This window comes from Pseudomonadales bacterium, from assembly GCA_024234165.1.
Taxonomy (GTDB): Bacteria; Pseudomonadota; Gammaproteobacteria; order Pseudomonadales; family UBA5518; genus UBA5518.
In genome coordinates, this window is sequence record JACKOP010000001.1 from 743,088 (window position 1) to 769,577 (window position 26,490).

At 65.3% G+C, this 26,490-nt stretch carries 15 protein-coding genes and 2 tRNA genes (1 of these 17 cut by a window edge); 3 read left to right on the top strand and 14 right to left on the bottom strand.

Annotated elements, in window-relative coordinates:
- From H7A12_03070 to H7A12_03080, 3 genes are all read right to left on the bottom strand, one after another.
- Positions 1–13,892 carry the 5' end (the start) of a tandem-95 repeat protein gene (locus H7A12_03070; GenBank protein ID MCP5319802.1) on the bottom strand. The gene continues 25,027 nt to the left of window position 1, outside the view, so 13,892 of the gene's 38,919 nt are visible here — the first part of the coding sequence; its start codon is at positions 13,890–13,892; its stop codon lies beyond the left edge, outside the window.
- 124 nt (positions 13,893–14,016) lie between these two features.
- The gene (gene nudC, locus H7A12_03075) at positions 14,017–14,892 is read right to left on the bottom strand and encodes an NAD(+) diphosphatase (GenBank protein ID MCP5319803.1); all 876 of its coding nucleotides are present in this window, start codon (positions 14,890–14,892) and stop codon (positions 14,017–14,019) included.
- Between the two features lie 22 nt (positions 14,893–14,914).
- Positions 14,915–15,391, bottom strand: a complete 477-nt coding sequence (locus H7A12_03080; GenBank protein ID MCP5319804.1) for a nitroreductase family deazaflavin-dependent oxidoreductase — start codon at positions 15,389–15,391, stop codon at positions 14,915–14,917.
- Positions 15,392–15,532: 141 nt separating this feature from the next.
- Between H7A12_03080 and msbA the strand changes: the two genes are divergently transcribed.
- The 3 genes from msbA (at position 15,533) to H7A12_03095 (ending at position 18,640) form a co-directional block, all read left to right on the top strand.
- On the top strand, positions 15,533–17,320 hold the full coding sequence (gene msbA / locus H7A12_03085; protein ID MCP5319805.1) for a lipid A export permease/ATP-binding protein MsbA: 1,788 nt from the start codon (positions 15,533–15,535) through the stop codon (positions 17,318–17,320).
- A gap of 372 nt (positions 17,321–17,692) precedes the next feature.
- Positions 17,693–18,169 (top strand): hypothetical protein, encoded by a 477-nt coding sequence (locus tag H7A12_03090; protein ID MCP5319806.1) that lies wholly within the window; start codon positions 17,693–17,695, stop codon positions 18,167–18,169.
- Between the two features lie 66 nt (positions 18,170–18,235).
- Positions 18,236–18,640: a cytochrome b/b6 domain-containing protein gene (locus H7A12_03095; protein MCP5319807.1), complete on the top strand. Its 405-nt coding sequence runs from the start codon at positions 18,236–18,238 to the stop codon at positions 18,638–18,640.
- 32 nt (positions 18,641–18,672) lie between these two features.
- On the opposite strand, the gene H7A12_03100 is transcribed toward H7A12_03095, so the two are convergent.
- The 11 genes from H7A12_03100 to H7A12_03150 all read right to left on the bottom strand — a co-directional run bounded on the left by H7A12_03100 (position 18,673) and on the right by H7A12_03150 (position 26,425).
- Positions 18,673–18,749 (bottom strand) — tRNA-Pro (locus H7A12_03100).
- 135 nt (positions 18,750–18,884) lie between these two features.
- On the bottom strand, positions 18,885–19,238 hold the full coding sequence (locus H7A12_03105; protein MCP5319808.1) for a MerR family transcriptional regulator: 354 nt from the start codon (positions 19,236–19,238) through the stop codon (positions 18,885–18,887).
- Entirely contained in the window at positions 19,222–19,524 is a 303-nt protein-coding gene (gene ihfA, locus H7A12_03110) for an integration host factor subunit alpha (GenBank protein MCP5319809.1), read from the bottom strand. Before ihfA ends, H7A12_03105 begins: the two co-directional genes overlap by 17 nt.
- A 7-nt stretch (positions 19,525–19,531) precedes the next feature.
- Positions 19,532–21,901, bottom strand: coding sequence for a phenylalanine--tRNA ligase subunit beta (gene pheT, locus H7A12_03115; GenBank protein ID MCP5319810.1), 2,370 nt, complete (start codon positions 21,899–21,901; stop codon positions 19,532–19,534).
- A gap of 68 nt (positions 21,902–21,969) precedes the next feature.
- Positions 21,970–22,986: a phenylalanine--tRNA ligase subunit alpha gene (gene pheS, locus H7A12_03120; protein MCP5319811.1), complete on the bottom strand. Its 1,017-nt coding sequence runs from the start codon at positions 22,984–22,986 to the stop codon at positions 21,970–21,972.
- Positions 22,974–23,111 (bottom strand): hypothetical protein, encoded by a 138-nt coding sequence (locus H7A12_03125; GenBank protein MCP5319812.1) that lies wholly within the window; start codon positions 23,109–23,111, stop codon positions 22,974–22,976. The genes pheS and H7A12_03125 overlap by 13 nt, the downstream gene beginning before the upstream one ends.
- 23 nt (positions 23,112–23,134) lie before the next feature.
- Positions 23,135–23,491: a 50S ribosomal protein L20 gene (gene rplT / locus H7A12_03130; GenBank protein MCP5319813.1), complete on the bottom strand. Its 357-nt coding sequence runs from the start codon at positions 23,489–23,491 to the stop codon at positions 23,135–23,137.
- A 32-nt stretch (positions 23,492–23,523) separates the two neighbouring features.
- Positions 23,524–23,718 (bottom strand): 50S ribosomal protein L35, encoded by a 195-nt coding sequence (gene rpmI / locus H7A12_03135; GenBank protein MCP5319814.1) that lies wholly within the window; start codon positions 23,716–23,718, stop codon positions 23,524–23,526.
- A 52-nt stretch (positions 23,719–23,770) separates the two neighbouring features.
- A complete protein-coding gene (gene infC, locus H7A12_03140) occupies positions 23,771–24,295 on the bottom strand; it encodes a translation initiation factor IF-3 (GenBank protein MCP5319815.1) in 525 nt (174 codons plus the stop codon).
- A 7-nt stretch (positions 24,296–24,302) separates the two neighbouring features.
- Complete coding sequence (gene thrS, locus H7A12_03145; protein ID MCP5319816.1) at positions 24,303–26,231, bottom strand: threonine--tRNA ligase; 1,929 nt, start codon at positions 26,229–26,231, stop codon at positions 24,303–24,305.
- Positions 26,232–26,348: 117 nt separating this feature from the next.
- Positions 26,349–26,425 (bottom strand) — tRNA-Val (locus H7A12_03150).
- Positions 26,426–26,490: the final 65 nt, after the last annotated feature.

The window sequence follows — 26,490 nt, forward strand, 5'->3', positions numbered from 1 at the left end:
TTGCGCGAGGCGACGATGGTATCGGTCCACGACCCGGTCAGACCCGGTCCGGTGCCCTCGTTGGTCACCGTCCAGCCGATCGTGACGTAGGCGGGATCGGCGATCGTCTGCGTCGGTGCGCTGACGTCGGAGACCACCAGATCCGCGTACGGCGTCAGTGCGACGGTGATTGCGGTCAGGTCCTCGTTGTTGTTCTCCGCACCGGTTTCGCGCACCGTGCTGGTGGCGTCGGTACGCACGATGATCTTCCAGTCGCCGCTCAGCTCGATCGGCAGCGTCACCTCGAGCGCGCCGTCGTAGCCTTCGCCCGCCGCGAGCGGTCCGGCGTGCGCCACCTCACCCAGCAGCCGGTCACCGCCGCCGATCACGCCGTCCTGCGACAGATAGACCCGATCGACCCAGGTACCGGGGGCCGGACGCGAACCGACGTTCTCGACCCGCCAACCGACGGTGATCGTGTCGGCCGAGCTCGCGGACTCCGGCACCGTCACCGCGGTGACGTCGAGGTCCGGGTGGCCGAGGAAGAACGCATCCGAGGCACCCGTGTTGTTCGCCTCGCTGCCGTGCTCGTAGACCTGCGTGGCCGCGTCGGTGACGACGACGACACGATAGTCGCCATCGGCCCAGTCGGGCAGCGCGACCAGCGCGCTCGCCTCGTAGCTCGCACCGGCGAGCACCTGGCGGCCCTGGGCGACGGTGGCGAGCAGGTACGCACCCTGGGTGGTGCCGTCGGTCGACAGATAGACCCGGTCGACCCAGTTGCCGCTCACCGCTGCTTCGCCCAGGTTCGCCACCGTCCACGTGAGCTCGATCTGCTCGCCGGTCGACGCCGCGTCAACGGGTACCTCGATCGACTGCACCGCCAGATCCGGCGACGGTGCGCCCGCAATCACGGTCGGCGTCAACGTGGCCGTGGTGTTGTTGTTCTCGAACGCCCCCTCGTAGACCTGCAAGCCCGCGTCGGCACGCACCAGCAAGTACATGCTGCCCGTGATCCCGTACGGCAGCGCAAGGTTCGCCGACGCCGTGTACGTCTCGTTCGGCAGGATCACCCCACTGTGCACGACCTGCCCGAGCAGCACGTCGCTCGCATCGAACACGGTGTCGCTCGACAGGTAGACGCTGTCGGTCCACTGCCCGACGTCGGTCACCGAGTCGCCGAGGTTGCGCACGCGCCACACCAGCGCCGCATTGGCGCCTTCCGACGCTGTCGCCGGACCCACCGCCACCTCGACCTGCAGGTCCGCGTACGGGGCATCGAGCGCGATCGTGCGCGCCGGCAACCAGGTGTTGTCGGCGCGCGTGTCGGGCTCGAGCACCTCGCCGAGCGCGTCGCTGATCACGCTGAGGTAGAACGTGCCCTGCAGCTTCAACGGTACCGTGACCGTGTGTGCGGCGTCGTAGCTCGCACCGGCCGCAAGCGCGCCACTGCGCGCCACCGTCGCGAGCACGATGTCGTCGGCGTTGCCGATCACGTTGTCGCGGCTCAGTACGATGCGATCCGACCACGCCGACTGCGCGGTAGCGACCGTGCCGTTGTTCTTCACCGTCCACGCGAGCTCGATGACATCACCACCGCGCGCCGCCGTCGGCGCCGTCAGCGCACTGACCGTCAAGTCCGGATAATCGACCGCCTCCGCCTGGCGCGTGATCAGCGCCTGGTTGTTGCCCTCGGCGTTGAAGCCATCGGCCACTTCGCGCACGTCGTTGCGCGTGTCGGTGCTGACCGTGATCTCGAGCTCACCCGCCCCGCGCAGTCCTGCCGGCAGCGTGAACACGAACTGGCGCGCACGCGCTTCACCCGCCGCCGGCACGCCCGCCCCGCCCACCGCAGGGTCGAACTGCAACTGGTTGTCGAGCAGCATCTCGCCGGTGCTCGCGTTGCGCACCTGGATGCGGTCGTACCAGCCGCCGATCGGCGCGGCGTTGCCGGCGTTGAGGTCATCCCAGCTCACGGTGACCGTGGCGCCCGCCTTCAGGTTCTGCGGCTGCACCTCGAGGTTCGCGACCCGCAGGTCGGGGGCGGATATCACGGTGAGCTGCGCCGTGTTGTTGCTCTCCCCGGTGCCCTCGGCGTTGCCTTCGGCGATCTTCTCGCCCGTGTCCGCGCTCAGCGTGAACTGGAAGCGGCCGATCGCGTTGGCACCGCTCGGCCACGCGAAGCTCACGCTGCGTTCGATATGGGCTCCTGCCGCCAGCTCCTCGTCCGCCGGAATCGCGGCGTCCGCGCTGGCGTTGTAGACCAGCGCACCGCTCACCAGGTTGCGCACCTGGATGCCGTCGCTCCACGGAACCCGGACCGGTGCGTTGCCCGCGTTGCTCACGCGCCAGCGCAGCGTGACACTGCTGCCGGGCGCCCAGCCCGCCGCCGGCTCGACGACCACGTTCGAGATCAGCAGATCGGGGTAGCGCGCCAGCTCCGAACCGAACTCGATGCGTGCGCTGTTGTTGTTCTCGGCCTGGCCGAAGGCACCCTGCTCGGCGACCGCGTTGGCCACGTCGGTGAGCACGTCGACCTGCATGCGCCCGGCGCCCGCGCTGCCCTCGGGCAGGCGGATCACGAGGCTGCGCGCCGCACTCGCGCCCGCCGCGAGCGCATCACCCGCGAAGGCAACCAGCACGTTCGCCACCAGTTCGCCGCCACGGTCGAGGTTGCGCACGATCACGCGCTCGTCCCACGGACCCGCCGCCGCCTCGTCGCCGCTGTTGGTGACCGACCAGCTGAGCGTGATCTCGCGGCCGGACTCGATCGTACCGTCCCCGGCCGCCGTCACCGCCAGATCCTGCACCACCAGGTCCGGTCCCGGGCGCGTGCCGAGCACCAGTTCGATCGGCGCCGACAGCGACACATCGCTCACGTTGAACGCGTAGCTCGCCTCGCCCGTCGTGTAATAGCGGCCTTCGACCAGCAGGGTATAGGTGCCGGTAAACGGCAGCTCGAGCACGTCGACATCATCGCCGGTCGAGTTCATCACGCCCGGACCGAACACCGGCCGGCCCCACGGGTCGAGCAGGCGCCAGTACACGTCGCCGCCGCTGCGCGCCGTCACGTCGAAGTAGAAGCGCTCGCCGGCCACGACGTCGAAACGGTACGCGTCGGTCTCGGTCGACGGCGTCAGCGTGGCGTTCACCGTGGTACCCGGCGTCAGCACGCCCGCACTGGCGAGATCGAGCAGGCGGAAGCTGTAGCTGCCGGTGATGTCGGCGGCGTACGTCGTGTCGACGGGTGCCTGCACCGTCAGCGTGTACTCGCCCGGTCCCAGGTCGAAGATCGACGTACCGTCGCTCGAATCGCTGGCACGGAACGGCCGGTTCGACGCCACGGCGCCTTGCGGTCCGCTCAGCGTCCAGCGCAGGTAGTAGTTGTCGTAGTTCGTGTTCGCGGCGAGGAAGTCGAAGTACACCCGCTTCGCGTCATCGAGCGTGAAGTGGTAGACATCGCGCTGCCCCGCTACCGTGATCGCCTCGCTCTGCGTCGCGCCGAGCGCGAGCGCGAGCGAGCGGTCGTTCACCGTGTTCACGCGCAGGCTGTACGTCTGCGCCGCCGTCTGGTAGTAGCGCGACTCGACGAGCAGCGTGTACTCGCCAGCGTAGGCGAGCGTCAGCGGACCCACGTCGTAAGACGTCGGGTTGTTGAAGTTCGAGGGACCGAACACCGGGCGCCCGAACGGATCGAGCAACCGCCAGTAGGCGTCGCCACCGCTGCGCGCCGTGATGTCGAAGAAGTACGCCTGGCCGGCTTCCGCCGTGAAACGGTACGCGTCGGTCTCGGCGGCCGGGTCGAAGCTGCTGCTCACCGTGGTATCGAGCGCGAGCGGTGTTGCCGCGGCCAGATCGAGCAGGCGGAAGCCGTAGCTGCCGGTGATGTCGGCGGCGTAGCTGGTGTCGGTCGGTGCGTGCACCGTCAGCGTGTATTCGCCCGGACCCAGATCGAGGATCGAGGTGCCGTCGCTCGAATCGCTGGCACGGAACGGTCGGTTCGACACCACCTCACCCAGCGGTCCGCTCAGCGTCCAGCGCAGGTAGTAATTGTCGTAGCTCGTGGTTGCCGAGAGGAAATCGAAATACATCCGCTTCGCTTCATCCAGCGTGAAGCGGTAGACGTCGTGCTGCCCGGGCACCGCGATCGCCTGGCTCTGCGTCTCGCCAGGCACGAGCGTGAACTCGTCGTCGCTGACCGTGTTCACGCGCAGACTGTACGTCTGTACCGCCGTCTGGTAGTAGCGCGACTCGACCAGCAGCGTGTACTCGCCGGCGTAGGCCAGCGTCAGCGGACCCACATCCTCGTAATACGCCGTGCTGTTGAACCCCGACGGGCCGAACACCACCTGCCCGAACGGGTCGATGAGCCGCCAGCGCGCATCGCCGCCGCTGCGCGCCGTGATGTCGAAGAAGACCTTCTGGCCTGCGTCTGCGGTGAAGCGGTACGCGTCGGTCTCGTTCGCCGGATCGAAGCTGCCGCTCACCGTGGTATCGAGCGCGAGCTCGGTGGTCTGTGCCAGATCGAGCAGGCGGAACGCGTAGCTGCCGGTAGCGCCCTGGACGCTGAGCACGTAGTCGCCCGCGGCGAGATCCAGCACACTCAGCCCTTCGGCCGAATCGCTGGCCGTGAAGGACTTGCCCCCCACCAATGTCCCGCGCGGGCCGCTCAGCGTCCAGCGCAATGCGGCGTTGTTCGTCAATGCATCGAAGTACGCCCGCGTCGACGCATCGAGCGTGAACGCGAAGCGGTCGACCTCGCTCGCCGTACCCAGCGTGCCGTTCGTGGTCTCCCCGAGGGTCAGCTCCGGGAACACCGGCGCGGTACCGGCGGTGAGCGCGAGCGTTACGTCGTCGAGATCGTTGTGCGCGCGCCAGCCGCCGTTGCGCGCACCGAAGGCCATCCGCCCCTCGTAGGGCAGCATGCCGGCGACGAAATAATCCTCGACGACCGCGACCTCGCTGCCCCCTTCCGGCGTCAGGTACACCGACACCGTGCTGCCGTCGGCGGTGGCCTCGATCACGATGCGCGCGTGGTTGAACTTGCCGTCGTCGAGCCGGAACCCGGGCATCAGCGTGTTCAGGTTGAACTCGGCCAGCTTGCTGCCGTTGAAGTGCAGCGAGACGTGGTTGTCGCTGACTTCGCCGTTGTTGACCGGGTCGAAGCCGACACCGAAGCTGCCGGCGAGGTTCGGCTCCTCGCCGAACTGCGGTGCGTTGCCACCCCGCCCCCACAGTGAAGTATCGAGCCACGCAAAGCTGATGCCGTCACCCTGGTTCGACACGCGCGTGATGCGCAGATCGAACCCCGCCTCGACCGTGGCCGGCACCACACCCGGATGCGTCGCCGTGAAGCCGATCGTGTTGATGCCGGTGACGCTGCCGGGCAACAGGCGCAGAAACGGATCCGGTGCGGGGTCGCCATCGGGCTGCCGGTAGTTCACCAGGCCGATCGCATCGAGATCGAAACCGTGATCACCACCCGGCGCACCACCCGAGAGCCCGGTGAGGCGCACGTAGCGCACCGCGGCGAGCCCCGACCCGGCCAGATCGTAGGAGCGAGCAAAACCCGCGTTGTTGTGTGCCTCGTCGCCGCCGCCCATCGGGGCGCGCGCGGCCGCCGTCGCCGTGACGTCGACGTAGTTGACGCCATCGAGGCTCACCTCGACGCGCAGGGCGTCGAACTCGGGCGCACCGCTGTCGGCTTCGTAGACGTTGAGGTCAGCGCCGCTGCCGTCGATCAGGCGATAGCCGCCGAGGTCGTAGACGAGCATGCCGTCCTTGCCAAGCCCGGCGGAAGCGTCGTCCGGCGCACCGGTGAACACCGTGTCCGCCACGCCGACGTCGTTGTACGACAGCGTGAGCGGAAAGTGGCCAGCCTGCAGCACCATCGGCGCCACGCCACTGCCGTAGCTCGCGCCCACGTAGGGAATGCCCGGTTCCCCGAAGTCCTGGCTGGTATGGTTGTCGGGGTTCGGCAGCACCGTGTCCGTGACACGAAAACTGAACTCGACCGGATTGCTCTCGTTGACCCTTCCCTCGACGAGCAGGATGTACGTGCCCGCATCGCGCAGCGTGGCGTGAACGTCATTCGTGTTCGACGGCCCGAACACCACGCCGCCCCACGGATCGAGCAGGCGCCAGTACGCGCTGTCGCGGTTCTCGGTGAGCAGGTCGAACAGCAGGCGGCTGCGCGCCGGGGCGTCGATGCGATAGGCGAGCGTCTCGCGCCCGCTCGCGAGTGTGGCGGAAACGGTATCGCCGAGGACGAGTTCCGCTGCCTGCCCCAGATCGAAGAGGCGAAAGCCGTAGTCGCCGACTGCGTCGTTGTCGGGATCGACGATCAGCGTGTAGTCACCGGCCGCCAGATCGAGTACCGGCGATGCGCCGAAATCGGCGGAGTCGCTGTCGCTGAACGCGCGTGAGGACACCACGGTGCCGCGCGGTCCGCTCAAGGACCACTTGAACGCACTGCTGTTCGTCAGCGAATCGAAACAGAGCCGGCTCGCGGCGTCGAGCGTGAAGGTATACAGATGCCGATCACCGGCGTGCGCGATCGCATCCGCGACGGTGGCACCCAGCGTCAGCGCCGTCTGCGTGTCGCTGACCGGCTGCACGTTGAACGTGTAGAGCGCGTCGCCATCGGGCTGCACGCGACCCTCGAGCAGCAGCGTGTACTCGCCGTCCCATGCCAGCGTGACCAGGCCGGCGTCGGCGTTGAACGCGGTCGGACCGAACACGTTGCGCCCGAACGGATCGACCAGCCGCCAGTAGGTATCGCCACCGCTGTCGTCGATGCGATCCAGGTAGACCCGCTGCCCGGCGCTCGCGCTGAAGCGGTAGGCCATCGTCTGCTTCACCGGACTGAGCCGTCCCGACACCGGCGTGCCGGGCGTGATCGTACCGGCTGCAGCCAGATCGAGCAGCCGGAACGCGAACGCGGGCGTACCATCGCCCGTATCACGCACGCTCAGCGTGTAATCACCCGCCGGCAGATCGAAGACACTCGTGCTGTTCCTGCCGTCCCACGAGTCGCTCTGGTCGAAGCGCTGCTCGGAGACGATCACGCCGCGCGGCCCCTCGAGCGTCCAGCGCAGCGAGCTGCTGTTGGTCAGCGCATCGAAGTAGAGCCGCCCCGGCTCGTCGAGCGTGAACGTGTGCTGCACCCGCTGCCCCGGCGTGGCGATGGCGCCGTACACCACGCCCTCGGTGCGCGCGCGCACCAGCGCCGGGTTGCCGTGGCCGCTGGCGTCGGCGAGCGTGTCGCCCACCGTCTCGTCGGCCTTCAGGTACGCGACCAGCCCGCTCTCGTCGCCCGCAAGCGCTGCGTCCTTCGCCGCCGCGATCGCTTCGTTGCTGCGCGCACCCTGCCATACCCGCAGATCGTCGATGCGCCCGATGAATCCGCTGTAATTCGTGGAAGGCTCCGGAGCATAACCGACCAGCAGCGGTACTTCCTGATCGAGAGCGGCCTGCGTGCGCAACGCACCGCTCAAGCGCTCCACGCCGTCGACCAGCAGCCGCATGCCACCGCCGGCACGGTCGAACACCACCGCGACGTGGTGCCACTCGCCGGCATTCAGCACGCCGGCCACACTCTGCACACTCTGCTGACCACTCGCGTCGGTACTGCCGATCCAGACCGAACCGTTGTTCTGCAGCCACACCGAGTAGCTGCGCGCAGCAGAGTTCCCGTTGCCCTTGTAGAACAGTGGCGTCCAGGTGTTCCCGAATCGCTCGATGTAGACGTTCGCCTCGAGCGTGAGCGCAGCACTGCCGATCTCGAGGTCCGCCTCATCGGCGATCTCGAGGTACTGCAGACCGTTCAGCCCGATCGCGCCACCGAGCTGCCCTTCGACCCAGCGCGGCTCCATGCCGCTCGCCACACCGGGCGCGATCGCCACCGTGCTGTCAGCAACCGGCAGCACGCGCAGACCGTAGTCGGTCACCGCGCCGAGCTGGTCGCGACGCCCTTCGACCAGCAGCGTGTAGGTGCCGGACCACGGCAGTGTGCGCAGCCCCACGTCGTCGCTGGGCAGGTAGTTCGGCCCCCACAGCGTGCGTCCCCACGGATCGAGCAGCCGCCAGTACGGCGCGCCGCCCGTGGCTGTAGTCACGTCGAAGAACAGACGATCGCCCGCGCTCGCGTCGAACCGGTAGGCGTCGGTCTCGTTGCCCGGGCGCAGTTGCCCGCTGAAGGTCTCGCCGAGTGTGAGCAAGGCGGCATCACCCAGATCGAGCAGACGGAATGCGTAGCTGCCACCGTTGCCCGGTGCTGCCGTCACACGCAGCTCGTAGTCACCCGGCGCCAGCGTCAGGATGCTCGTGCCGTCGCTCGCGTCGCTCTGCTGGAACGGCCTGTCACTGACCACACTGCCGCGCGGACCGCTGAGGTACCAGCGCATGTAATGGTTGTCGAGCAACGAATCGAAAGAGAACGTGCGTTCCTCGTCCAGCGTGAAGCGGTAGTAGTCGCTCTCGCCGGTGGCAACGCGCCCGGCAACCACGCCACTGGTGGCATCCCACAGCGTGCGCACCGTCGCATCGTGCGCGTGGCCACTCGCATCGCCCAGCGTGTGGCCCGAAGCCTCGTTTGCCGGCAGGTACAGCACCAGCCCGGTCTCGTCACCCTGCAGCGCAGCCGCGTAGTCGGCCGCGATCTGCCCGGCGCTGCGTGCCAGGTTCCATACGCGGACTTCGTCGATTGCGCCAACGAAACTCCCCCAGCCTTCACGCACACCGCCGAGGTACAGCGGATTGGTGTTCGCGGTCGATGGCGTGGTGCTCAGGGCGCCGCTCGCCGCTGCCACACCGTCCAGATAGAGCGTCATCACGCCCGTGTCACGATCCATCACCGCCGCGACGTGGTGCCACTGCCCGAGCTTGACCGAACCGTTCGCGGTGTTGATGCTCTGGTTCTGGTTGTTGCCCGAGGACAGGTGCAGATAGCCGGAGGAGTTCAGCCACAGCGTGAACGAGCGCTGATTCCCGTTGCCATTGCCCTTGTAGGCGAGCGCCTGCCAGGTGCCCGTGTACGCATCGACCCGGAACCAGGTCTCGAAGGTCAGCGTGCCGGTCATCGCAAGCGCGTCGTCGTGCGCGACCTCGGCCCAGCGGTACTGATCGAGCTGCAGCGCGCCGTCGATCCTGCCGGGAACGAAATGATCGTCGACGCCGTAGTTCTCGCCGGGCACGATGTCGGCCACGTCGTCGACGACGGGCTGTACGCGGAACGAATACGCCGCGCTGCCGCTGGTGTAGTAGCGACCCTCGACGAACAGCGTGTAGGTGCCGTCGCGCGTGAGCGTCACCGGCCCGACGTCGTAGCCGGCGGAGTTCATGTTCGCTGGACCGAACACCGTGCGCCCGCTCGGATCGACGAGCCGCCAGTACACGTCGCCGCCACTGCGCGCGAGGATGTCGAACAGCAGCCGATCGCCGCTCGTACCCTCGAAGCGGTACACATCGGTCTCATTCGCCGGATCCAGAACCTCGTTCAGCGTCTGCCCGAGCGTGATCGCCGTGGCGCTCGCCAGATCACGCAGCACGAAGGCATAGTCACCGGTGGCATCGCCGTTGCCGTCGACGGTGAGCGTGTAGTCTCCCGCCGGCAATGTGAACAGGCTGGTGCCGTCGTAGGAATCGCTGCCGGTAAAGGAACGTCCTGCCACTTCGGTGCCCGTCGGGCCGGTGAGCGACCAGTTCAGCGCGGAGTTGTTGGTCAGCGAATCGACGTAGAGCCGTGTTGGCGCGGTGAGTGTGAAGTGGTACAGATCGCGCTGGCCGGCGTGTGCGATGCCCCCATCCACACGCGTATCGAGCGCCAGCGTCGCCTCGTCGTCGCTCACCGGCTGCACATTGAACGTATAGCTCGCGGTGCCGGTGGTGTAGTAACGCCCCTCGATCAGCAGCGTGTAGCTGCCGCTCTTCGCCAGCGTCAGCACGTCCTGGTCCGAGCTGCCGTCAGTCCAGTTCATGTAGCGCGGCCCGAACACCGTGCGCCCGTCGGGGTCGACCAGGCGCCAGTACACATCGCCGCCGCTGCGCGCCTGTACGTCGAAGAAGAAGCGCTCGCCGGCCGTGGCGTCGAAACGCCAGGCCTGCGTCGCGTTGGCCGGGTCCAGCGTTCCCGACACCGCGGTACCCGGCGTCAGCTCGGTAGCGCTCGCGGTGCTGGTCAGCCGGAAACTGAAATCACCGGTCGCGTCCCCGCTGCCGTCGACGACGAGCGTGTAATCGCCGGCCGCAAGCCGCAACACGCTGTTGCCATCGACGGAATCGCCGGAGCGCAACGCACGCGCGGACACCACCGTGCCGCGCGGCCCGTTCAGCGTCCAGTTCAGCGTGCTGCTGTTGGTGCGCGAATCGAAATGGAGCGTCGTGAGCGCATCGAGCGTAAAGGTGTACGTAGTGCGCGCGCCAGCCACGGCGATCGTACCGCTGGTGACCTCACCGAGTTCGAGTGCGACCGGCGCCGCATCGACCAGCTCGTGTACGTCGAAGGTATACGCAAAGCTCCCGGTGTACTGCGTGACCCAGATGCGCCCTTCGACCAGCAGCGTGTAACGCCCGGCGAGCGGCACCACGAAACCGTCATCACCGCCGCTGGCATTGTTGCTGTTGAAACCGGCGGGACCGAGCACCTGGCGTCCGTAGGGGTCGAGCAGCCGCCACGAGACCCAGTTGCCGTAATCGGGGCTGAGGGCCGCCACGTCGAGGTAGAGCCGTTGTCCCGCACTCGCCTCGAAGGCGTACAGGTCGGTCTCGTTGGCCGGGTTCAGCGTCGCGCTGCTCGCCTCGCCGAGCGTGAGTTCGGTCGCGGCCGCGGTATCGAGCACGCGGAACGAATAGGCACCGGTCGTCGAGCCGTCGGCGCGCACGCGCAGCTGGTACGTTCCGGGCAGCACCAGCTGCACGGCGGGATTCGCCGAACCGTACTCCCACGATTCGCTGTAGTAGAAACTGCGGTCGGAGACTTCCACGCCACGCGGGCCGGTCAGGGTCCAGCGGAAACTCCCGTTGTTGTTCGGCGCGAGGCTGTCGACAAGAACCAGCGTCGGCTCGTCGACCGTGAACACGTAGTCGTCGGTCTCGCCAGCTGCGGCGATAGTCCCGCTGACGGTAGCCCCGAGCGTGAGCGCCGTTCCCTCCAGCGCCGGTGGCGGTGTATTGCCCTGCAAGCGCAGGTTGAAACCGTAGCTGATGGTGCCGGAGTCCCAGATCCTGCCCTCGAGCGCCAGGTAATAGGTACCGCTCAGCAGCAGCGTCAGCGGCGCACGGTCGTCGAAATACTCGGGGCCGAACAACTGCCGACCGGTGGCGTCGAACAGGCGCCAGCCGGGGCTACCGGCCGACAGCGACAGGCGGTCGAACACGACGGCATCGCCCGCGGTGGCGTCGAAGCGGTAGACCCGGGTCGCGTTGGCCGGATCGAGCGTTCCCGTGACGTCCGCGTCGAGCGTGATCGACTCGGCCTGCGCCAGTGCCATCAGCACGAACGCAAACGCCGGCGTGGCGTCACCGTTCGCACCGACCGTCAGCGTGTAGGTGCCCGGCGCCAGATCGAGCAGGGAATTGGCGCCGTATTCGGCAGAATCGGATACCGTGAAGGATCGCGACGACACCTCGGCGCCCCGTGGCCCGCTGAGCGACCAGGCGAGGCGGTTGTCGTAGGTGCGCGAATCGAACAGCAGCCTGCTCGCTTCGGTCAGCGTGAACGTGTAGTTGCGCTGCTGCCCCGCGTGCTCGATCGCACCACTGACCAGGGAGCCCACGCTCATCGACGCCGTCGCGTCCTCGATCTTCTGCACCTTGAAGCGAAACGCTGCCGGCGCCATCGATTCGCCTGGGAAACCCTCGATCGCGATCACGTACTCACCGTCGTACGCCGCCGTGAAGGGCGCATCGACGAAGCTGCGTGAGCCTGCCGACAACACGCTGTTGCCGAACGGATCGAAGAGCCGCACGGTAAAACCCGGGGAAGTGCCGTCGATCGCATCGAGGAAGAAACGCTCGCCGGCGCTGGCCGTGAAGCGGTAGAGCTGCGTTTCCACCGGCGCCAGCACCAGCGTGCCCTGGTTGCCGGCTGACGAGCGATCGGCCACCACCACACCATTGGCCTCGTCCAGGCGCCAGTAGCCGACCAGACCCGACTCGCCGCCGCCCAACAGGGTGGTGCGCTTGCCCGCGACCTCTTCTTCGCTGCGGACAACGTTCCACACCCGCACCTCGTCGATCAGCCCGACGAAGCCCTGCTCGATTCCTTCGCGGCTACCGATCCGCAACTCGTTGCGCCCACCGTCGACATCGCCGATGACACCCGCACCGTCGTAGCTGTGCACCAGCGCGCCGTTGGCGTAGGTACGCACGGCACCGTTGTCGTACACCACTGCGATATGCGTCCAGGCATCGAGCGGCGCGACAAAACCGGTATTGACGTAGGTCCAGCCGGGATCGGTATTGGCAAACGCCCAGCGGATCGTGCCGTCGGCAAAGCGTGCCAGCAGGTACTCGCCTTCCTTGCCGACGATGACGCCGCCGCCCCCGGTACCCGCTCCCGTCGGCCGGATCCACGCCTCGATGGTCAGCGCCGAACTCATGCGCAGCGACGCACTGTCGCTCACCCGTACCGCTGCACCGTTGCCCACGAAGCGCAACGCCCGGTTGGTCTCGGCTTCGGGATAATCGAGCGGTGCGCCCGTGCTTGCGTGCGCAAATGCCGTACCCGCATCGTCCAGTCTGCCGGCAACCTCGGTGCCTGGCGTGAATGCCGTCGCGCCCGCCAGGTCGAGCAGACGGAAAGCGAAGTCGCCCTGCGCATCGCCAACGCCGTCGACGGTCAGCGTGTAATGCCCTGCCACCAGGTGCAGCAGCGGATTGCCGTCGATGCCCCGGCCGTCCGACTGGCTGAAATCACGCGCCGCAACCTCGGTTCCCTGCGGTCCGCTCAGCGACCACGTGAACGAACCGCTGCGGTTCAATGCATCGAACAGCAGCGAGCCATCCCCAGCGAGCTCGAAATCGAACGACTGCCGCTGCCCCGGCATCGCAAGGCGCCCACGCACGGTCAGCCCGATCGTGATCGTCTCGGGTGTGGTCGGGTCTGCGATCCGGTGCAGCGTGAAACCGTAGTTCGTGGCATCGCTTCTGTACGCGCGCCCCTCGACCAGCAGCGTGTAGGTGCCGTCCATCGGCAACGGCGCCAGTTCCTGGTCCTGGCTGACCGAGTTCATCTGGGTCGACGAGAACACCAGACGGTCCAGCGGATCGAGCAGCCGCCAGTACACATCGCCACCGGAGCGACTCGTCACATCGAGGAAGAAACGGTCCCCGGCGCTGCCGACGAATCGATAGACCCGCGTCTGGTTCGCAGGATCCAGCGTCTGCGACTGCGCCACCCCATCGGCCAGCTCGCCGCCCTTGGACAGATCCAGCAGCCGGAAGCCGTACGCACCGGTTGCATCCTTGTCACCGTCGACGCTGAGCAGGTACTCGCCTGCCTCGAGGTTCAGCACCGGGTTCGTGTTGAAGTCGATCGAATCGGACTGGTTCAGCGCGCGGGACGAGACCACCGACCCACCCGGCCCGCTCAGCGACCAGTTGATGCGGCTGTCGTTGCTCAGCGAGTCGAATACCACCCGCGTGGGGTCTTCGAGCGTGAAGGCATAGCGGTCGGTCTCGCCGGGGACGTCGAGCGAGCCGTTGACGCTCGCGACCACGAACGCAGGCAACGGGTCACCGGAGAGCAGCACGCGCTGCTCCATCGCCTCGAACAGCAGGCGGTGGCGTACCGGCGGACGCTCGGGAGCCGTACTGGCGGATGGCTTGCGTCGAAAACGATCACTCAAAAAACGCGCCAGTAAGGCGCTGCGGTGGATGTTTCCCTTGCCTCCGGGAGTATTGAACCTGCCCATGGCACCATCCTCGTTCGAGTTGTGACTTCTACTGCTTATCGCACGGCGTACTCGCGGACAATTTGCCACATATTCACATGGAAAAACCAGTCGCCGTCACCCGATACCTGCAGCCATCTGGCGCTCAGACTCGCATGAGCCATGTTTTTAGCAAAGAGAATGCCAATGCAACCGGTGGCGGCGCCACGAACGTTGCATCCGCAGCCGCTGCCAGCGCGGCCTCGACGCCGCCGCGGTCGACCCAGATCGCGCCATCCAGTTCACCGATATCCAGCACGACGACGTCGCTCGTGACCTCGGCGATGCAACCGATCATCAGCGACGAGGGGAACGGCCACGGCTGGCTCAGCACGTAGCGCACGGCGTCGGCTTGCAGACCAACCTCCTCGAACAATTCGCGACGCACCGCCTCCTCCAGCGATTCGCCCGGTTCGACGAAACCGGCCAGCGCCGAGTAGAAGCGTGGCGGGAAAACCGGCTGACGCCCGAGCAGCACGCGGTCTCCGTACTCGGCGAGCATGATCACGACCGGATCCACACGCGGGAAATGCTCGGAGTGGCAATGCTTGCAGCGCCTGCCCCAGCCCGCCCGGAACAGCACGGTCGGCGCACCGCAATTGGCGCAGAACCGGTGCCGGTAGTGCCAGTCGACGACGCTGCGTGCGCCTGCGTACAGCGCGGCGTCGGCTGCAGGCAGTTGCGCCAGGCGCTGCATCACGCCCATCGAACGATCGACCGCCGCCGCCCTGTCGAGTTGCAGCTCGGCAAAGCACGGTACCCCGTCATCGAGACCAAGCAGCACGAGGTCGTTTTCCGATCCTGCGGCGGCAAGCGATGTCCAGCCAAGGCGCCCGTTCGGCTCGATCAGCGGTTCGAGCCCATCCAGTGCAAGCAGCCGCGCACGGGGATCCGCGCGGGCAGCGGCAAGGCCGCATTCGTCGTTGCGCAGGCGATCGGCGCGATCCAGCGTCGCGCCAGTGAAACCGGGAGTGATGGTCATACGCGATCCCCGTCAACGTCACTCAGGCAACCGGTTCGAAGACCACAACCGGAATATGCCGTACACCGTCACAGCGCGCCCGGTATTCGGCGAAGCCCGGATACATCGCCTCCAGGCGTGGCCAATACGCACGCTCCTCAAGCTCGTCGGCGATGCGCGCGCGCATCTCACGCACGCGGTTGCCTACCTGGATACGCACCCGCGGGTTGGCCTCGATGTTGCGAAACCACAGCGGGACAGTGCTCATGCCCCCCTTGGATGCAGCCATCACCACGCGCTCGCCGTCCTCGATGTACAGCAACGGCACCTTGCGCTCCCTGCCGGACGTGTTCCCGGTGGTCGTCAGCACCGCGACCTGCCCGCCAAGAAACGTGTTCCACAGCCGTCCGCCGCTGAGTTCGTAGACCCGCACCTGCAATGAACCGACCTGACGGATGAACCACGAGCCGAACCGTTCCTGACCGGCGCTGTACGGCTTGATCTCCTTCGACTGCCCCATGGGACTCTGCTCCAGGCACTGGTGATGGGCGACAATCTAGCTGCCCCCGGCTGCAAAAGCGATCAGCGCGCACCAGACCTGCCGAAGCCTCGCGGGGCTGCGTGCTACCATCCGGAACAATTTCATCGAACCGGCACACCCATGGCAGATTCCGCCGCTCCGGCCACCTCGAGCACCCGAATCTACCTGCGCCTGCTGCAGAACGTGCGGCCCTATGTCGGCACCTTCGCCGTCAGCATCCTGGGCTTCGTGATCTTCGCCTCATCGCAACCGATGCTGGCCTCCGTGATGAAGTATTTCGTCGACGGTCTTGGCGACCCTTCGGCGGCGCTCGACGTCGGCTGGAGCGTGCTCGACGGACTATCGCTGATGAAGGCGGTACCACTCGCGATCGTCCTCATCGCGTTGTGGCAGGGACTCGGCTCCTATCTGGGCAACTATTTCCTTGCCCGCGTTTCGCTGGGGTTGATCCATGACCTGCGCGTGAAACTGTTCGACAGCCTGCTGGCACTGCCCAACCGCTATTTCGACCAGCACAACTCCGGGCACCTGATTTCGCGCATCACGTACAACGTCACAATGGTCACCGGTGCCGCCACCGATGCGATCAAGGTCATCGTGCGCGAGGGGCTGACGGTGAGCTTCCTGCTGGTCTACCTGCTGTGGATGAACTGGAAGCTGACGCTGGTGATGGTCGCGGTACTGCCGATCATCGGCGTGCTGGTGACCCAGGCGAGCCGCAAGTTCCGCAAGCAGGCCACGCGCATCCAGGCGGCGATGGGCGATCTGACCCACGTCGCTTCGGAAACCATCCAGGCCTACCGGGTGGTGCGCAGCTTCGGCGGAGAAGACTACGAATCGCAGCGTTTCCTGCGCGCCAGTGCGGACAACACCGCAAAGCAGTTGCGCATGATCAAGACCAACGCCACGTTCACCCCCACGCTGCAGGTGGTGACCTACAGCGCCATGGCGGGCGTGCTGTTTCTGGTGCTCGCGCTGCGCGGCGACGCCAGTGCCGGCGATCTGGTGGCGTACATCACCGCCGCCGCCATGCTGCCGAAGCCGATCCGCCAGCTCTCGGAAGTGAGCTCCACCATCCAGCGCGGCGTTGCCGGCGCCGAAAGCATCTTCGAGCAGCTCGATGAAACACCGGAACCCGACCACGGCCGGGTGGAGCGCGCCCGGCTCGAGGGCCGCATCGAGATCGGTGGACTGGACTTCAACTACCCCGGCACCACGCAAACGGTGCTGCACGACATCAAGCTCGACATCGCACCCGGCCAGATGGTCGCACTGGTCGGACGATCGGGGAGCGGCAAATCCACGCTGGCAAGCCTGATCCCGCGTTTCTACGATTTCGAGCAGGGCCGGATCCTCCTTGATGGCGTGGATGTACGCGACTTCCGGCTGCGCAACCTTCGCCGGCACATCGCGCTCGTCACCCAGCAGGTGACGCTGTTCAACGACACGGTGGCGAACAACATCGCCTACGGTACGCTGGCCGGCGCATCGCGTGCCACCATCGAGGCGGCCGCCGAAGCCGCCTATGCGCGCGAATTCATCGACCGTCTGCCGCAGGGCTTCGACACCCCGATCGGTGAAGACGGCGTCACCCTGTCCGGCGGTCAGCGCCAGCGACTGGCCATCGCCCGTGCCCTGCTGAAGGACGCCCCGATCCTGATCCTCGACGAAGCCACTTCCGCCCTCGACACCGAGTCCGAACGCCACATCCAGGCCGCGCTCGACCACGCCACCTCCGGCCGCACCACGCTGGTGATCGCCCATCGCCTGTCGACCATCGAAAAGTCTGACCTGATCCTGGTGATGGACAAGGGCTGCATCGTCGAACGCGGCACCCACACCCAACTGCTCGCTGCCGGCGGACACTACGCGGCCCTGCACGCACGCCAGTTTCGCGATACCGACTGAAAGCGATGGCACCCGAACCGGCCAGACAATCGCGATCGATCAACGATAAGATTCTTTTCTATCGGCGGCGTCAGACGTTGACACTGATCGTCGTCACCCACGAGGAGGCCGGCAATGCTGACCGACATCCGTGTCGGCATGAATGCCGACCTACGTCCAACCGCAAACCGCAGGTCGGGTTTCAACCCGACATCCGTGTCGGTATGAATGCCGGCCTACGTTCAACCCGTCGGCATGAATGCCGACCTACGTCCGACCTGTCGGCATGAATGCCGGCCTACGTCCAACCCCAAACCGTCCAACCCCTCGGCATAGAGGACGACCATTTCACTGAATCACCGCGAAGCATTTTCCACACGAGGAGCATGCGACATGAAACGTCCCACCCTAGGGTTCGCAGCGCTTGCAGCATTGTTGATCAACCCGGCCTTCGCTGTCGGCACCGATCACGACCATCATCACGTCGGACAGAGCGTCACGCTGCAGCTGAATGCCGGAACGAAATGGCAAACCGACGCACCGCTGCGCAGATCGATGGCTGAAATACGCCCATCCGTTGCCGCAAACCTGCACGCCATTCATGAAGACCGGCTGCCTGCAGAAAGTTACCGCATGCTGGCGAGGACGATCGAGGAAGCCGTGGCCACGATCATTGCACAGTGCAAGCTGCCGCCCGCAGCCGATGCACAACTCCATCTCATCGTGGCGGAACTCATGGCGGGCGCCCAACTGATGTCCAGCACGGCAGATTCCGGCGAGGCACGCAGCGGCGCGATCCGGGTAGTCGAAGCCTTGAACAACTACGCGGCGTATTTCGACGATCCCGACTTCAGGTCTCTCGAGCATTGACGGGGAAGAGCATACTCACGCCACTCCACGCCCGTCGATGCAGGTGCCAACATCAACGCCGCTGCCGTGCGTGCTCTTGCTTCCACCTGCAAGGGCGAATGCACCAACCAGCCACAATCGAACACGCGGTACGCGCGCTTTTCCAGCTTCGTACCAACACCGCAAAATGCGATCGGTTACCTCAAGGACCTGGTGGCGTGTCGTGAGGCGCGCCACCTGGGTCACAATCCGGCCGGCGCCATGATGATCGTGACACTGCTACTGATGCTGATCTGTACGGGAGCTACCGGCTGGCTGCTCACCACCGATACGTTCTGGGGCAGTGAAGCGATGGACGTGCACGAAACCTTTGCCGACGGCACGCTCCTGCTGGTCGGCCTTCACGTTGCCGGCGTCGCATTCAGCAGCCTGCGGCATCGTGAAAACCTGGTACGTGCGATGTTCACCGGTCGCAAGCGCACAGGGGACTGAGAGCGCTTGCGACATCGATGCGATGCATTGATTGGTCGGAGCGGCGGGATTCGAACCCACGACCACCACCCCCCCAGAGTGGTGCGCTACCAGGCTGCGCTACGCTCCGATATCTGTTTGCCGGCTCCGGTCTGACCGGCTCGCGACAGGCCGCGCATGATACCCGAACCGGCCTGCGCTGTGCACGCCATCAGTACCACCCATCAGTACCATCATCACCAGCGGCAAGCCATACGCGACCGGATCAGTGGCGCAGCGCGCCCAGCACGTCCTCGAGTTCGGCGATCATCTGCCGGATCAACTGGCGGTAGTGCGAGTCCTCCTTGCCGGACTCGCCTTCCATGCGCTGGCGTGCACCGCCGATCGTGAAGCCTTGATCGTAGAGCAGACTGCGGATCTGGCGGATCAGGATCACGTCCTGGCGCTGGTAGTAACGGCGGTTGCCGCGCCGCTTGGCGGGTTTGAGCTGCGGGAACTCCTGCTCCCAATAGCGCAGCACGTGCGGCTTCACGGCACAGAGCTCGCTCACCTCGCCGATCGTGAAATACCGCTTGCCGGGAATCGGCGGCAGTTCGTTGTTGTTACTCGCTTCCAGCATACGCTTCCACCCTGACTTTCAATTTCTGTCCCGGCCGGAACGTCACCACACGACGCGCCGAAATCGGGATCTCCTCGCCGGTCTTCGGGTTGCGCCCCGGACGCTGGCGCTTGTCGCGCAGGTCGAAGTTCCCGAAGCCCGAGAGCTTCACCTGCTCGTTGGCTTCCAGCGCCTGGCGAATTTCCTCGAAGAACGCCTCGACGATCTCCTTGGCCTCGCGCTTGTTCAGCCCGAGATCCTCGAACAGCTTTTCAGCCAGGTCCGCCTTGGTCAGCGCTCTGCGCATCGCTTCACTACCTCAGAATGGCACCGCAGCGGGCGGCGAGCGCCGTGCGCATGCGGTCCATCGTGGTGTTGACTTCCTCATCGGTCAGCGTCCGTTCGCGGTGCTGAAGCACCACCCCAACCGCCACACTTTTCTTACCATTTTCAATATGTTGCCCGCGATACACGTCAAACAACCTGAGGTTGACGAGCAACTCTCCGGCGACTTCGCGCACCGTCTCCAGTATACGTGCAGCCGTCACCTCGTCGTCCAACACCAGCGCCATATCACGCCGAACCTCAGGAAATTTAGATAGTGCTTTGAAATTTGGCAAATTTTTCTTGCATGTTCGGGCATGATCGAACTCGAACACGAACACCGGCCCCTGCAGATCGAACGCTTTCAGCAACTCCGGATGCAGGGCGCCCAGCCAGCCCAGTTCCTTGCCGTCACGCTCGAGCCGTACCGACTGCCCCGGATGCAGCGCCGGATGCGTTGCTGCCTCGAACACGAACCGGTCCGCAGTCGAATCGATCCCGAGCAGCGCTTCGATGTCGCCCTTGATGTCGAAAAAATCGAGCGCCACGCCCGCGTCGGTCCAGTTCTCCGGTGCACGCTCGCCACAGGCAATGCCGGCGATTCCGAGCCTCTGCTCGAGACCTTCGGCACCGGGCAGGAAACGCAAGCCCGACTCGAACAGGCGCACACTGCGCTGCTGGCGATTCTGGTTGAACTGCACCGCCTTGATCAGCCCCGCCCACAGCGTGCTGCGCATCACTGCCATATCGGCCGAGATCGGATTGGCAACGGCGACCGGGGTGCAGTCGGGGTCGAGCAGCGATTGGGTGCGCGCATCGACGAAACTGTAGGTGATTGCCTCCTGGTAGCCGAGCGCTTCCAGGCGACGCCGCCATGCGCGCCGCGAGTGCTCGGCCTCGGGCCGTGCACGCAGCGGGACAGCCGCGTTCTGCACCCGTGCCGGAATGCGGTCATAGCCGTGTACCCGCGCGATCTCTTCGATGAGATCGACCTCGATGCGGATATCGAAGCGGTAACTGTTCGGGCGAACCAGCCAGTGCGCGCCGTCGCGCGTGGTGCTGAATCCGAGCCGACCAAGGATCGCCTCGACCTCCGAAGACGCGAGCGTGATGCCTAGCAGCGTGTCGAGTCGCTGCGGGCGAAGCCGGATCGGCTCGAGTGCAGGCAGATGCTCGCTCGACTCTGCCAGCACGATCGGGCCTGGTTCGCCACCGACGATGTCGAGCAACAGCCGCGTCGCCCGCTCGATTGCACGCACCTGCAGATCGAAATCGACGCCGCGCTCGAAACGGTGCGAGGCATCGGTGTGCATCCCGAGGGAACGCGCTCGCCCGGCAAGCGCAGCCGGCGCGAAGAAAGCCGATTCGAGGAAGATATCACTCGTTGCGGCACCCACTGCGGTGCGCTCGCCGCCCATGATCCCGGCCAGTGCGATCGCACCCTGCTCGTCGGCGATCACCAGCATGTCCGCACGCAGCTCCCGCTCGCTGCCGTCCAGCAGCACCAGCCGTTCGCCGGGTTGGGCCAGTCGCACGCTCACGTGCCCAGCCAGGGTATTGCGGTCGAAGGCGTGCAACGGCTGGCCAAGCTCCAGCAACACGTAGTTGGTCACATCGACTACCGCGTCGATACTGCGCACGCCGGAGCGGCGCAGTCGCTCCTGCAGCCACAGCGGCGAGGGCCTCGCGACATCCACGCCGTGGATCACCCGCCCGGCGTAGCGCGGACAGGCTGCCGGCGCTGCCAACGTGACGTCGACCGTGTCGGTGATCGTTGTCGGCACCGGCTGCAGATCCGGCGGTGTGATTGCCATCGCGTTCAGCGCCGCAACCTCGCGCGCGAGCCCGGCGATGCCCAGGCAATCGCCACGGTTCGGCGTCAGTCCGAGTTCGATCACCCGATCTGCCAGCCGTAGATAAGCGACGATATCGTCACCGAGCGGTGCATCGGGCGGCAGCTCCAGCAGTCCGTCGCCGCGACTCTCGATGCCGAGCTCAGCGGCGGCGCACAGCATGCCGCTGGACTCCACTCCCCGCAGCTTCGCACACCGGATCGTGAGCCCCGGCAACGCGGCCCCTTCGCGTGCGAACGGCACCCGCAGGCCCGGGCGCACATTGGACGCACCGCACACCACCTGGTACTCGGCCACGCCGTCGCTGACCCGGCACACGCTGAGTCGCTCTGCGTCGGGATGCGCCACCACATCCAGCACCTCGGCCACCACCACGCCCGTGAGCGCCGCACCCGCAGGCGTCACCGCATCCACCTCCAGCCCGGCCATGGTGAGCTGTGCCGCGAGCTGCTCGGTCGACAACGCCGGGTCGACCCACTCGCGCAACCACGTTTCACTGAACTTCATCACGACCACCCGTAACGATTCATGTCGACGAATTCACTTCAATAATCAATTGAATTTCATTGTTTTCATTAATGAAATTGCCTCAAGAATCTCAAGTCATTTTCATAAAACAACCGCAAGTCGTTGACGCCATAGCGCAGCATCGCCAGGCGTTCCACCCCCATTCCGAATGCATAGCCCGTGAAGCGTTCCGCGTCGATTCCGGACAGCTCGAGCACACGCGGATGCACCATGCCGCAACCCATGATCTCCAACCAGCCGGTACCCTTGCACACCCGACAGCCACCGCCGCCGCAGATCACGCACTGCATGTCCACCTCGGCTGACGGTTCGGTGAACGGGAAGTACGAAGGCCGGAAACGCACTGCAAGCTCCTGCTCGAAGAAGGCGCGCAGGAAGTCGATCACGATACCCTTGAGATCCGGCATCCCGGTACCCTCGGCGATCACCAGCCCTTCGACCTGGTGGAACATCGGCGAGTGCGTCAGGTCGGAATCGCAGCGATAGACGCGCCCAGGGCAGATCACACGAATCGGCGGCTGCGTGGACTGCATCACGCGAACCTGTACCGGTGAGGTGTGGGTGCGCAACACGGTCGTCGGATCGATGTAGAAGGTATCGTGCATCGCGCGCGCCGGATGTTCCGGCGGGATATTCAGTGCTTCGAAGTTGTGCCAGTCATCCTCGATCTCCGGGCCTTCGACGACCTCGAAACCGACCGCCACGAACAAGTCCTCCATGCGCTCGATCGTACGTGTGACCGGATGACAGCCACCTGCCGGGCGCCGCCTGCCCGGCAGCGTCACGTCGACGCGCTCGCTCCGCAGCCGCAGTTCGAGCTCGTCGCGCTCGAGTTGCGCACGCCGCGCACCCAGCCCCTGCTCGAGCCGCTCCTTCAGCGCGTTGATCTCGGCGCCGCGTGCACGCCGCGCCTCGGGCTCGAGTTGAGCAAGCTGCTTCAGATGCCGTGTCAGTTCGCCCTTCTTGCCGAGATGGCGCACGCGAAGTTCTTCGAGTTCGACCAGCGAAGCCGCCCCCGCGATTGCGGTGAGCGCGCCGCCAACGGCGCGTGTCAATTCATCCATAGCGCAATTCCTGTATCCGGATCCCTGAGCGTGCAGGCCATACGCAGCGCAAAAAAATAGGGAAAGAACTGCCGCCCTTTCCCTATCTTGTCCCAGCCATCATCGACGATGAGCGGTTGCACCACGCGTGTGGCACCCCCACCCGGGCTTACGCGAGAGCGACCCTCGCCTTCTCGACGATCGACGTGAACGCGGACTTGTCGTGCACGGCGAGGTCGGCCAGCACACGCCGGTCGAGTCCGATTCCGGCCTTGCGCAAACCGTCGATCAGGCGGCTGTACGTAAGACCGTTCGCACGCGAAGCAGCGTTGATGCGCGTGATCCACAGGGCGCGGAACTGGCGCTTGCGCTGGCGACGGTCACGGTAGGCGTACTGGCCTGCCTTGATCACCGCCTGCTTGGCAACACGGAACACGCGGCTGCGGGCACCGTAGTAACCCTTCGCGCGATCCAGGATCTTCTTGTGTCGGCGTCGTGCGACGACGCCACGCTTGATACGGGGCATGATCTATATCCTCCAAATACGCGTTGGTGACGTCATTTGTCGCGCAACATGCGCTCGACCTTGGGCTGGTCCGAAGGGCTGAACGCCTCGGTGCCACGCAACTGACGCTTGCGCTTGGTCGTCATCTTCGTGAGGATATGACTCTTGTTTGCGTGTTTGCGCTTGTAACCGTCGCCGGTTTTCTTGAAGCGCTTCGACGCCCCGCTATGTACCTTTACCTTGGGCATTCTTCCTGACTCCGCATTTCATGTGACTGCAACGCTGTGGAAGTGAGCGAACTCACTTCTTCTTCTTGGGAGCGAGAACCATGGTGAGCTGACGGCCTTCCATCTTCGCGTGCTGTTCCACCACCGCATGCGGCTCGAGATCGGATTCGATGCGCTTTATCAGCTCCATCCCGATCTCCTGGTGGGCCATCTCGCGACCCCGGAAGCGCAACGTCACCTTGGTCTTGTCTCCATGCTCCAGGAAACGTACCAGGTTGCGCAGTTTGACCTGGTAATCCCCCTCCTCCGTCCCTGGTCGGAATTTCACTTCCTTTACCTGGATGATCTTCTGCTTCTTCTTCGCCGCGCTCTTCTGCTTCTTGGCCTCGAAAATGTACTTTCCGAAGTCCATGACCTTGCAGACCACCGGTTCGGCGTCTGGTGCGATTTCCACCAGATCCAAGCCGGCCTGTTCCGCATTCCGCAGTGCTTCGTCGATAGAGACGATCCCCAGCTGCTTGCCTTCCTGATCGATCAGTCGCACCTGGCGGGCACGAATCTCCCCATTTACGGCAAGCCGTTTAGTATCGGATTTCAAGTGTTTATCAACCTTCCATGAAAAACCGGCCGCGACGGTCTATCTCCGCACCGAGGTGGGCAGCGAACTCGTCCAGAGTCATCGCACCCAGATCCTCGCCGCGTCGAGTCCGCACGGCCACCGTTGCTGATTCCGCTTCACGATCCCCGACTACCAGCAGGAGCGGAAGCTTGTCGAGCGTATGCTCGCGGATCTTAAAGCCTATCTTCTCATTCCTCAAGTCGCTTATCACCCTGAAGCCCTTGTTTTTCAAGGCTTCTTCGACTCCGATGGCGTATTCACGCTGCGCATCGGTAATATTCATCACCACAGCCTGTACCGGTGCGAGCCACGCCGGGAACGCTCCCTCGTGATGTTCGATCAGAATTCCGATGAAACGCTCGAAGGAACCGAGTACAGCGCGGTGCAGCATCACCGGCGTCTGTCGGCTGCCATCCTCGGCGACGTACTCGGCGTCGAGGCGCCCCGGCATCGAAAAATCCACCTGGATCGTGCCGCACTGCCACACGCGACCGATGCAATCGCGCAGCGAGAACTCGATCTTCGGGCCGTAGAACGCGCCCTCGCCCGGCAACAGTTCCCAGTCAAGCCCCTTCGCATTCAGCGCATCGGCGAGCGCCTGCTCGGCCTTGTCCCAGACCTCGTCGCTGCCGACGCGATTCTCCGGACGTGTCGACAGCCTGTAGATCACGTCCGCGAAGCCGAAGTCGGCGTAGACCTCGTGCAGCAGATCGATGAACTGTGCAACCTCGGACTGGACCTGCGCTTCGGTACAGAAGATATGCGCATCATCCTGCGTGAAGCCGCGCACACGCATCAGCCCGTGCAGCGAACCCGACGGCTCGTTGCGGTGGCACGATCCGAACTCGGCGAGTCGCAACGGCAGGTCGCGGTAACTCTTCAAACCCTGGTTGAACACCTGTACGTGGCAGGGGCAGTTCATCGGTTTCACAGCAAAATCACGGTCTTCGCTTTTCAGCGCGAACATGTTTTCCGCGAACTTGTCGGCGTGGCCCGAACGCTGCCACAGACTGAAATCGACGACCTGCGGCGTGCGGATTTCCTGGTAACCGCGCAGCGCGAGCTTCGCGCGCATGTACTGCTCCACCGCCTGGTACACCGCCCACCCGCGCGGATGCCAGAACACCATTCCCGGCGCTTCTTCCTGGGTGTGGAACAGGCGCAGTTTCTTGCCGATGCGCCGATGATCGCGTCGCTCGGCTTCCTCGATGCGATGCAGGTACGCGTCCAGTGCCTTGCGATCGGTCCACGCCGTGCCGTAGATACGCTGCAGCATCTCGTTGCGCGAATCGCCGCGCCAGTATGCACCTGCCAGCTTGGTCAGCCTGAAGGCCTTCAGCTTGCCCGTGCTCGGCACGTGCGGGCCCCGGCACAGGTCGACGAAGTCGCCCTGCCGGTACAGCGAAATGTCCTCGTTCGACGGAATCGACGCGATGATCTCGGCCTTGTAGTCCTCGCCGAGTCCGCGGAAGAACGCGACTGCCTCGTCTCGCGGCATCACGCTGCGCTCCACCGGTATGTCGGCGACCGCGAGTTCCTCCATGCGTTTCTCGATCGCAGCCAGGTCGTCCGGCGTGAACGCGCGTTCGAACGCAAAATCGTAGTAGAAGCCGTCGTCGATCACCGGCCCGATGGTGACCTGCGCCGAAGGAAAAAGCTGCTTGACGGCCTGCGCGAGCAGGTGGGCCGTGGAGTGGCGAATGACCTCGAGCGCGTCTTCGGATCGATCGGTGACGATGGCGAGCGACACATCGTCTTCGATCGTGTGCGACGTGTCGACGAGCCGGCCATCGACGCGCGCCGCCAACGCCGCCTTCGCCAGACCGGCACCGATGCTGGCCGCCACCTGCGCGACAGTCACCGCGGAATCGTAATGGCGCTGGCTGCCGTCGGGCAGCGTGACGGTGACGGACATGCGGACTTCCCCTGGCGGTGGTGACCCTGACGAGAGGCCTCTTGATCCACCGAAACGTATTGTGCTGGCGCAATCTGCATCCGGTCCGCTGCAGCGGACACTTCCGGGAGCCGGAAGTGGTAGGCCCGACTGGGGTCGAACCAGCGACCTCTACCATGTCAAGGTAGCGCTCTAACCAACTGAGCTACGGGCCTGCGAGCAGGCGCGCATTATACTGGCTCGGTTTCGTGCTGCAACCTCGATCGATCCCTGCCCGACA

What these genes read in the sequence shown, in the direction of transcription:
- rplT (MCP5319813.1), bottom strand. Translation starts at nt 23,491, where the DNA reads ATGCCCCGTATCAAGCGTGGCGTCGTCGCACGACGCCGACACAAGAAG.
- msbA (MCP5319805.1), top strand. Translation starts at nt 15,533, where the DNA reads ATGGCAGATTCCGCCGCTCCGGCCACCTCGAGCACCCGAATCTACCTG.
- pheS (MCP5319811.1), bottom strand. Translation starts at nt 22,986, where the DNA reads ATGGATGAATTGACACGCGCCGTTGGCGGCGCGCTCACCGCAATCGCG.
- rpmI (MCP5319814.1), bottom strand. Translation starts at nt 23,718, where the DNA reads ATGCCCAAGGTAAAGGTACATAGCGGGGCGTCGAAGCGCTTCAAGAAA.
- pheT (MCP5319810.1), bottom strand. Translation starts at nt 21,901, where the DNA reads ATGAAGTTCAGTGAAACGTGGTTGCGCGAGTGGGTCGACCCGGCGTTG.
- nudC (MCP5319803.1), bottom strand. Translation starts at nt 14,892, where the DNA reads ATGACCATCACTCCCGGTTTCACTGGCGCGACGCTGGATCGCGCCGAT.
- ihfA (MCP5319809.1), bottom strand. Translation starts at nt 19,524, where the DNA reads ATGCGCAGAGCGCTGACCAAGGCGGACCTGGCTGAAAAGCTGTTCGAG.
- H7A12_03090 (MCP5319806.1), top strand. Translation starts at nt 17,693, where the DNA reads ATGAAACGTCCCACCCTAGGGTTCGCAGCGCTTGCAGCATTGTTGATC.
- H7A12_03105 (MCP5319808.1), bottom strand. Translation starts at nt 19,238, where the DNA reads ATGCTGGAAGCGAGTAACAACAACGAACTGCCGCCGATTCCCGGCAAG.
- H7A12_03080 (MCP5319804.1), bottom strand. Translation starts at nt 15,391, where the DNA reads ATGGGGCAGTCGAAGGAGATCAAGCCGTACAGCGCCGGTCAGGAACGG.
- thrS (MCP5319816.1), bottom strand. Translation starts at nt 26,231, where the DNA reads ATGTCCGTCACCGTCACGCTGCCCGACGGCAGCCAGCGCCATTACGAT.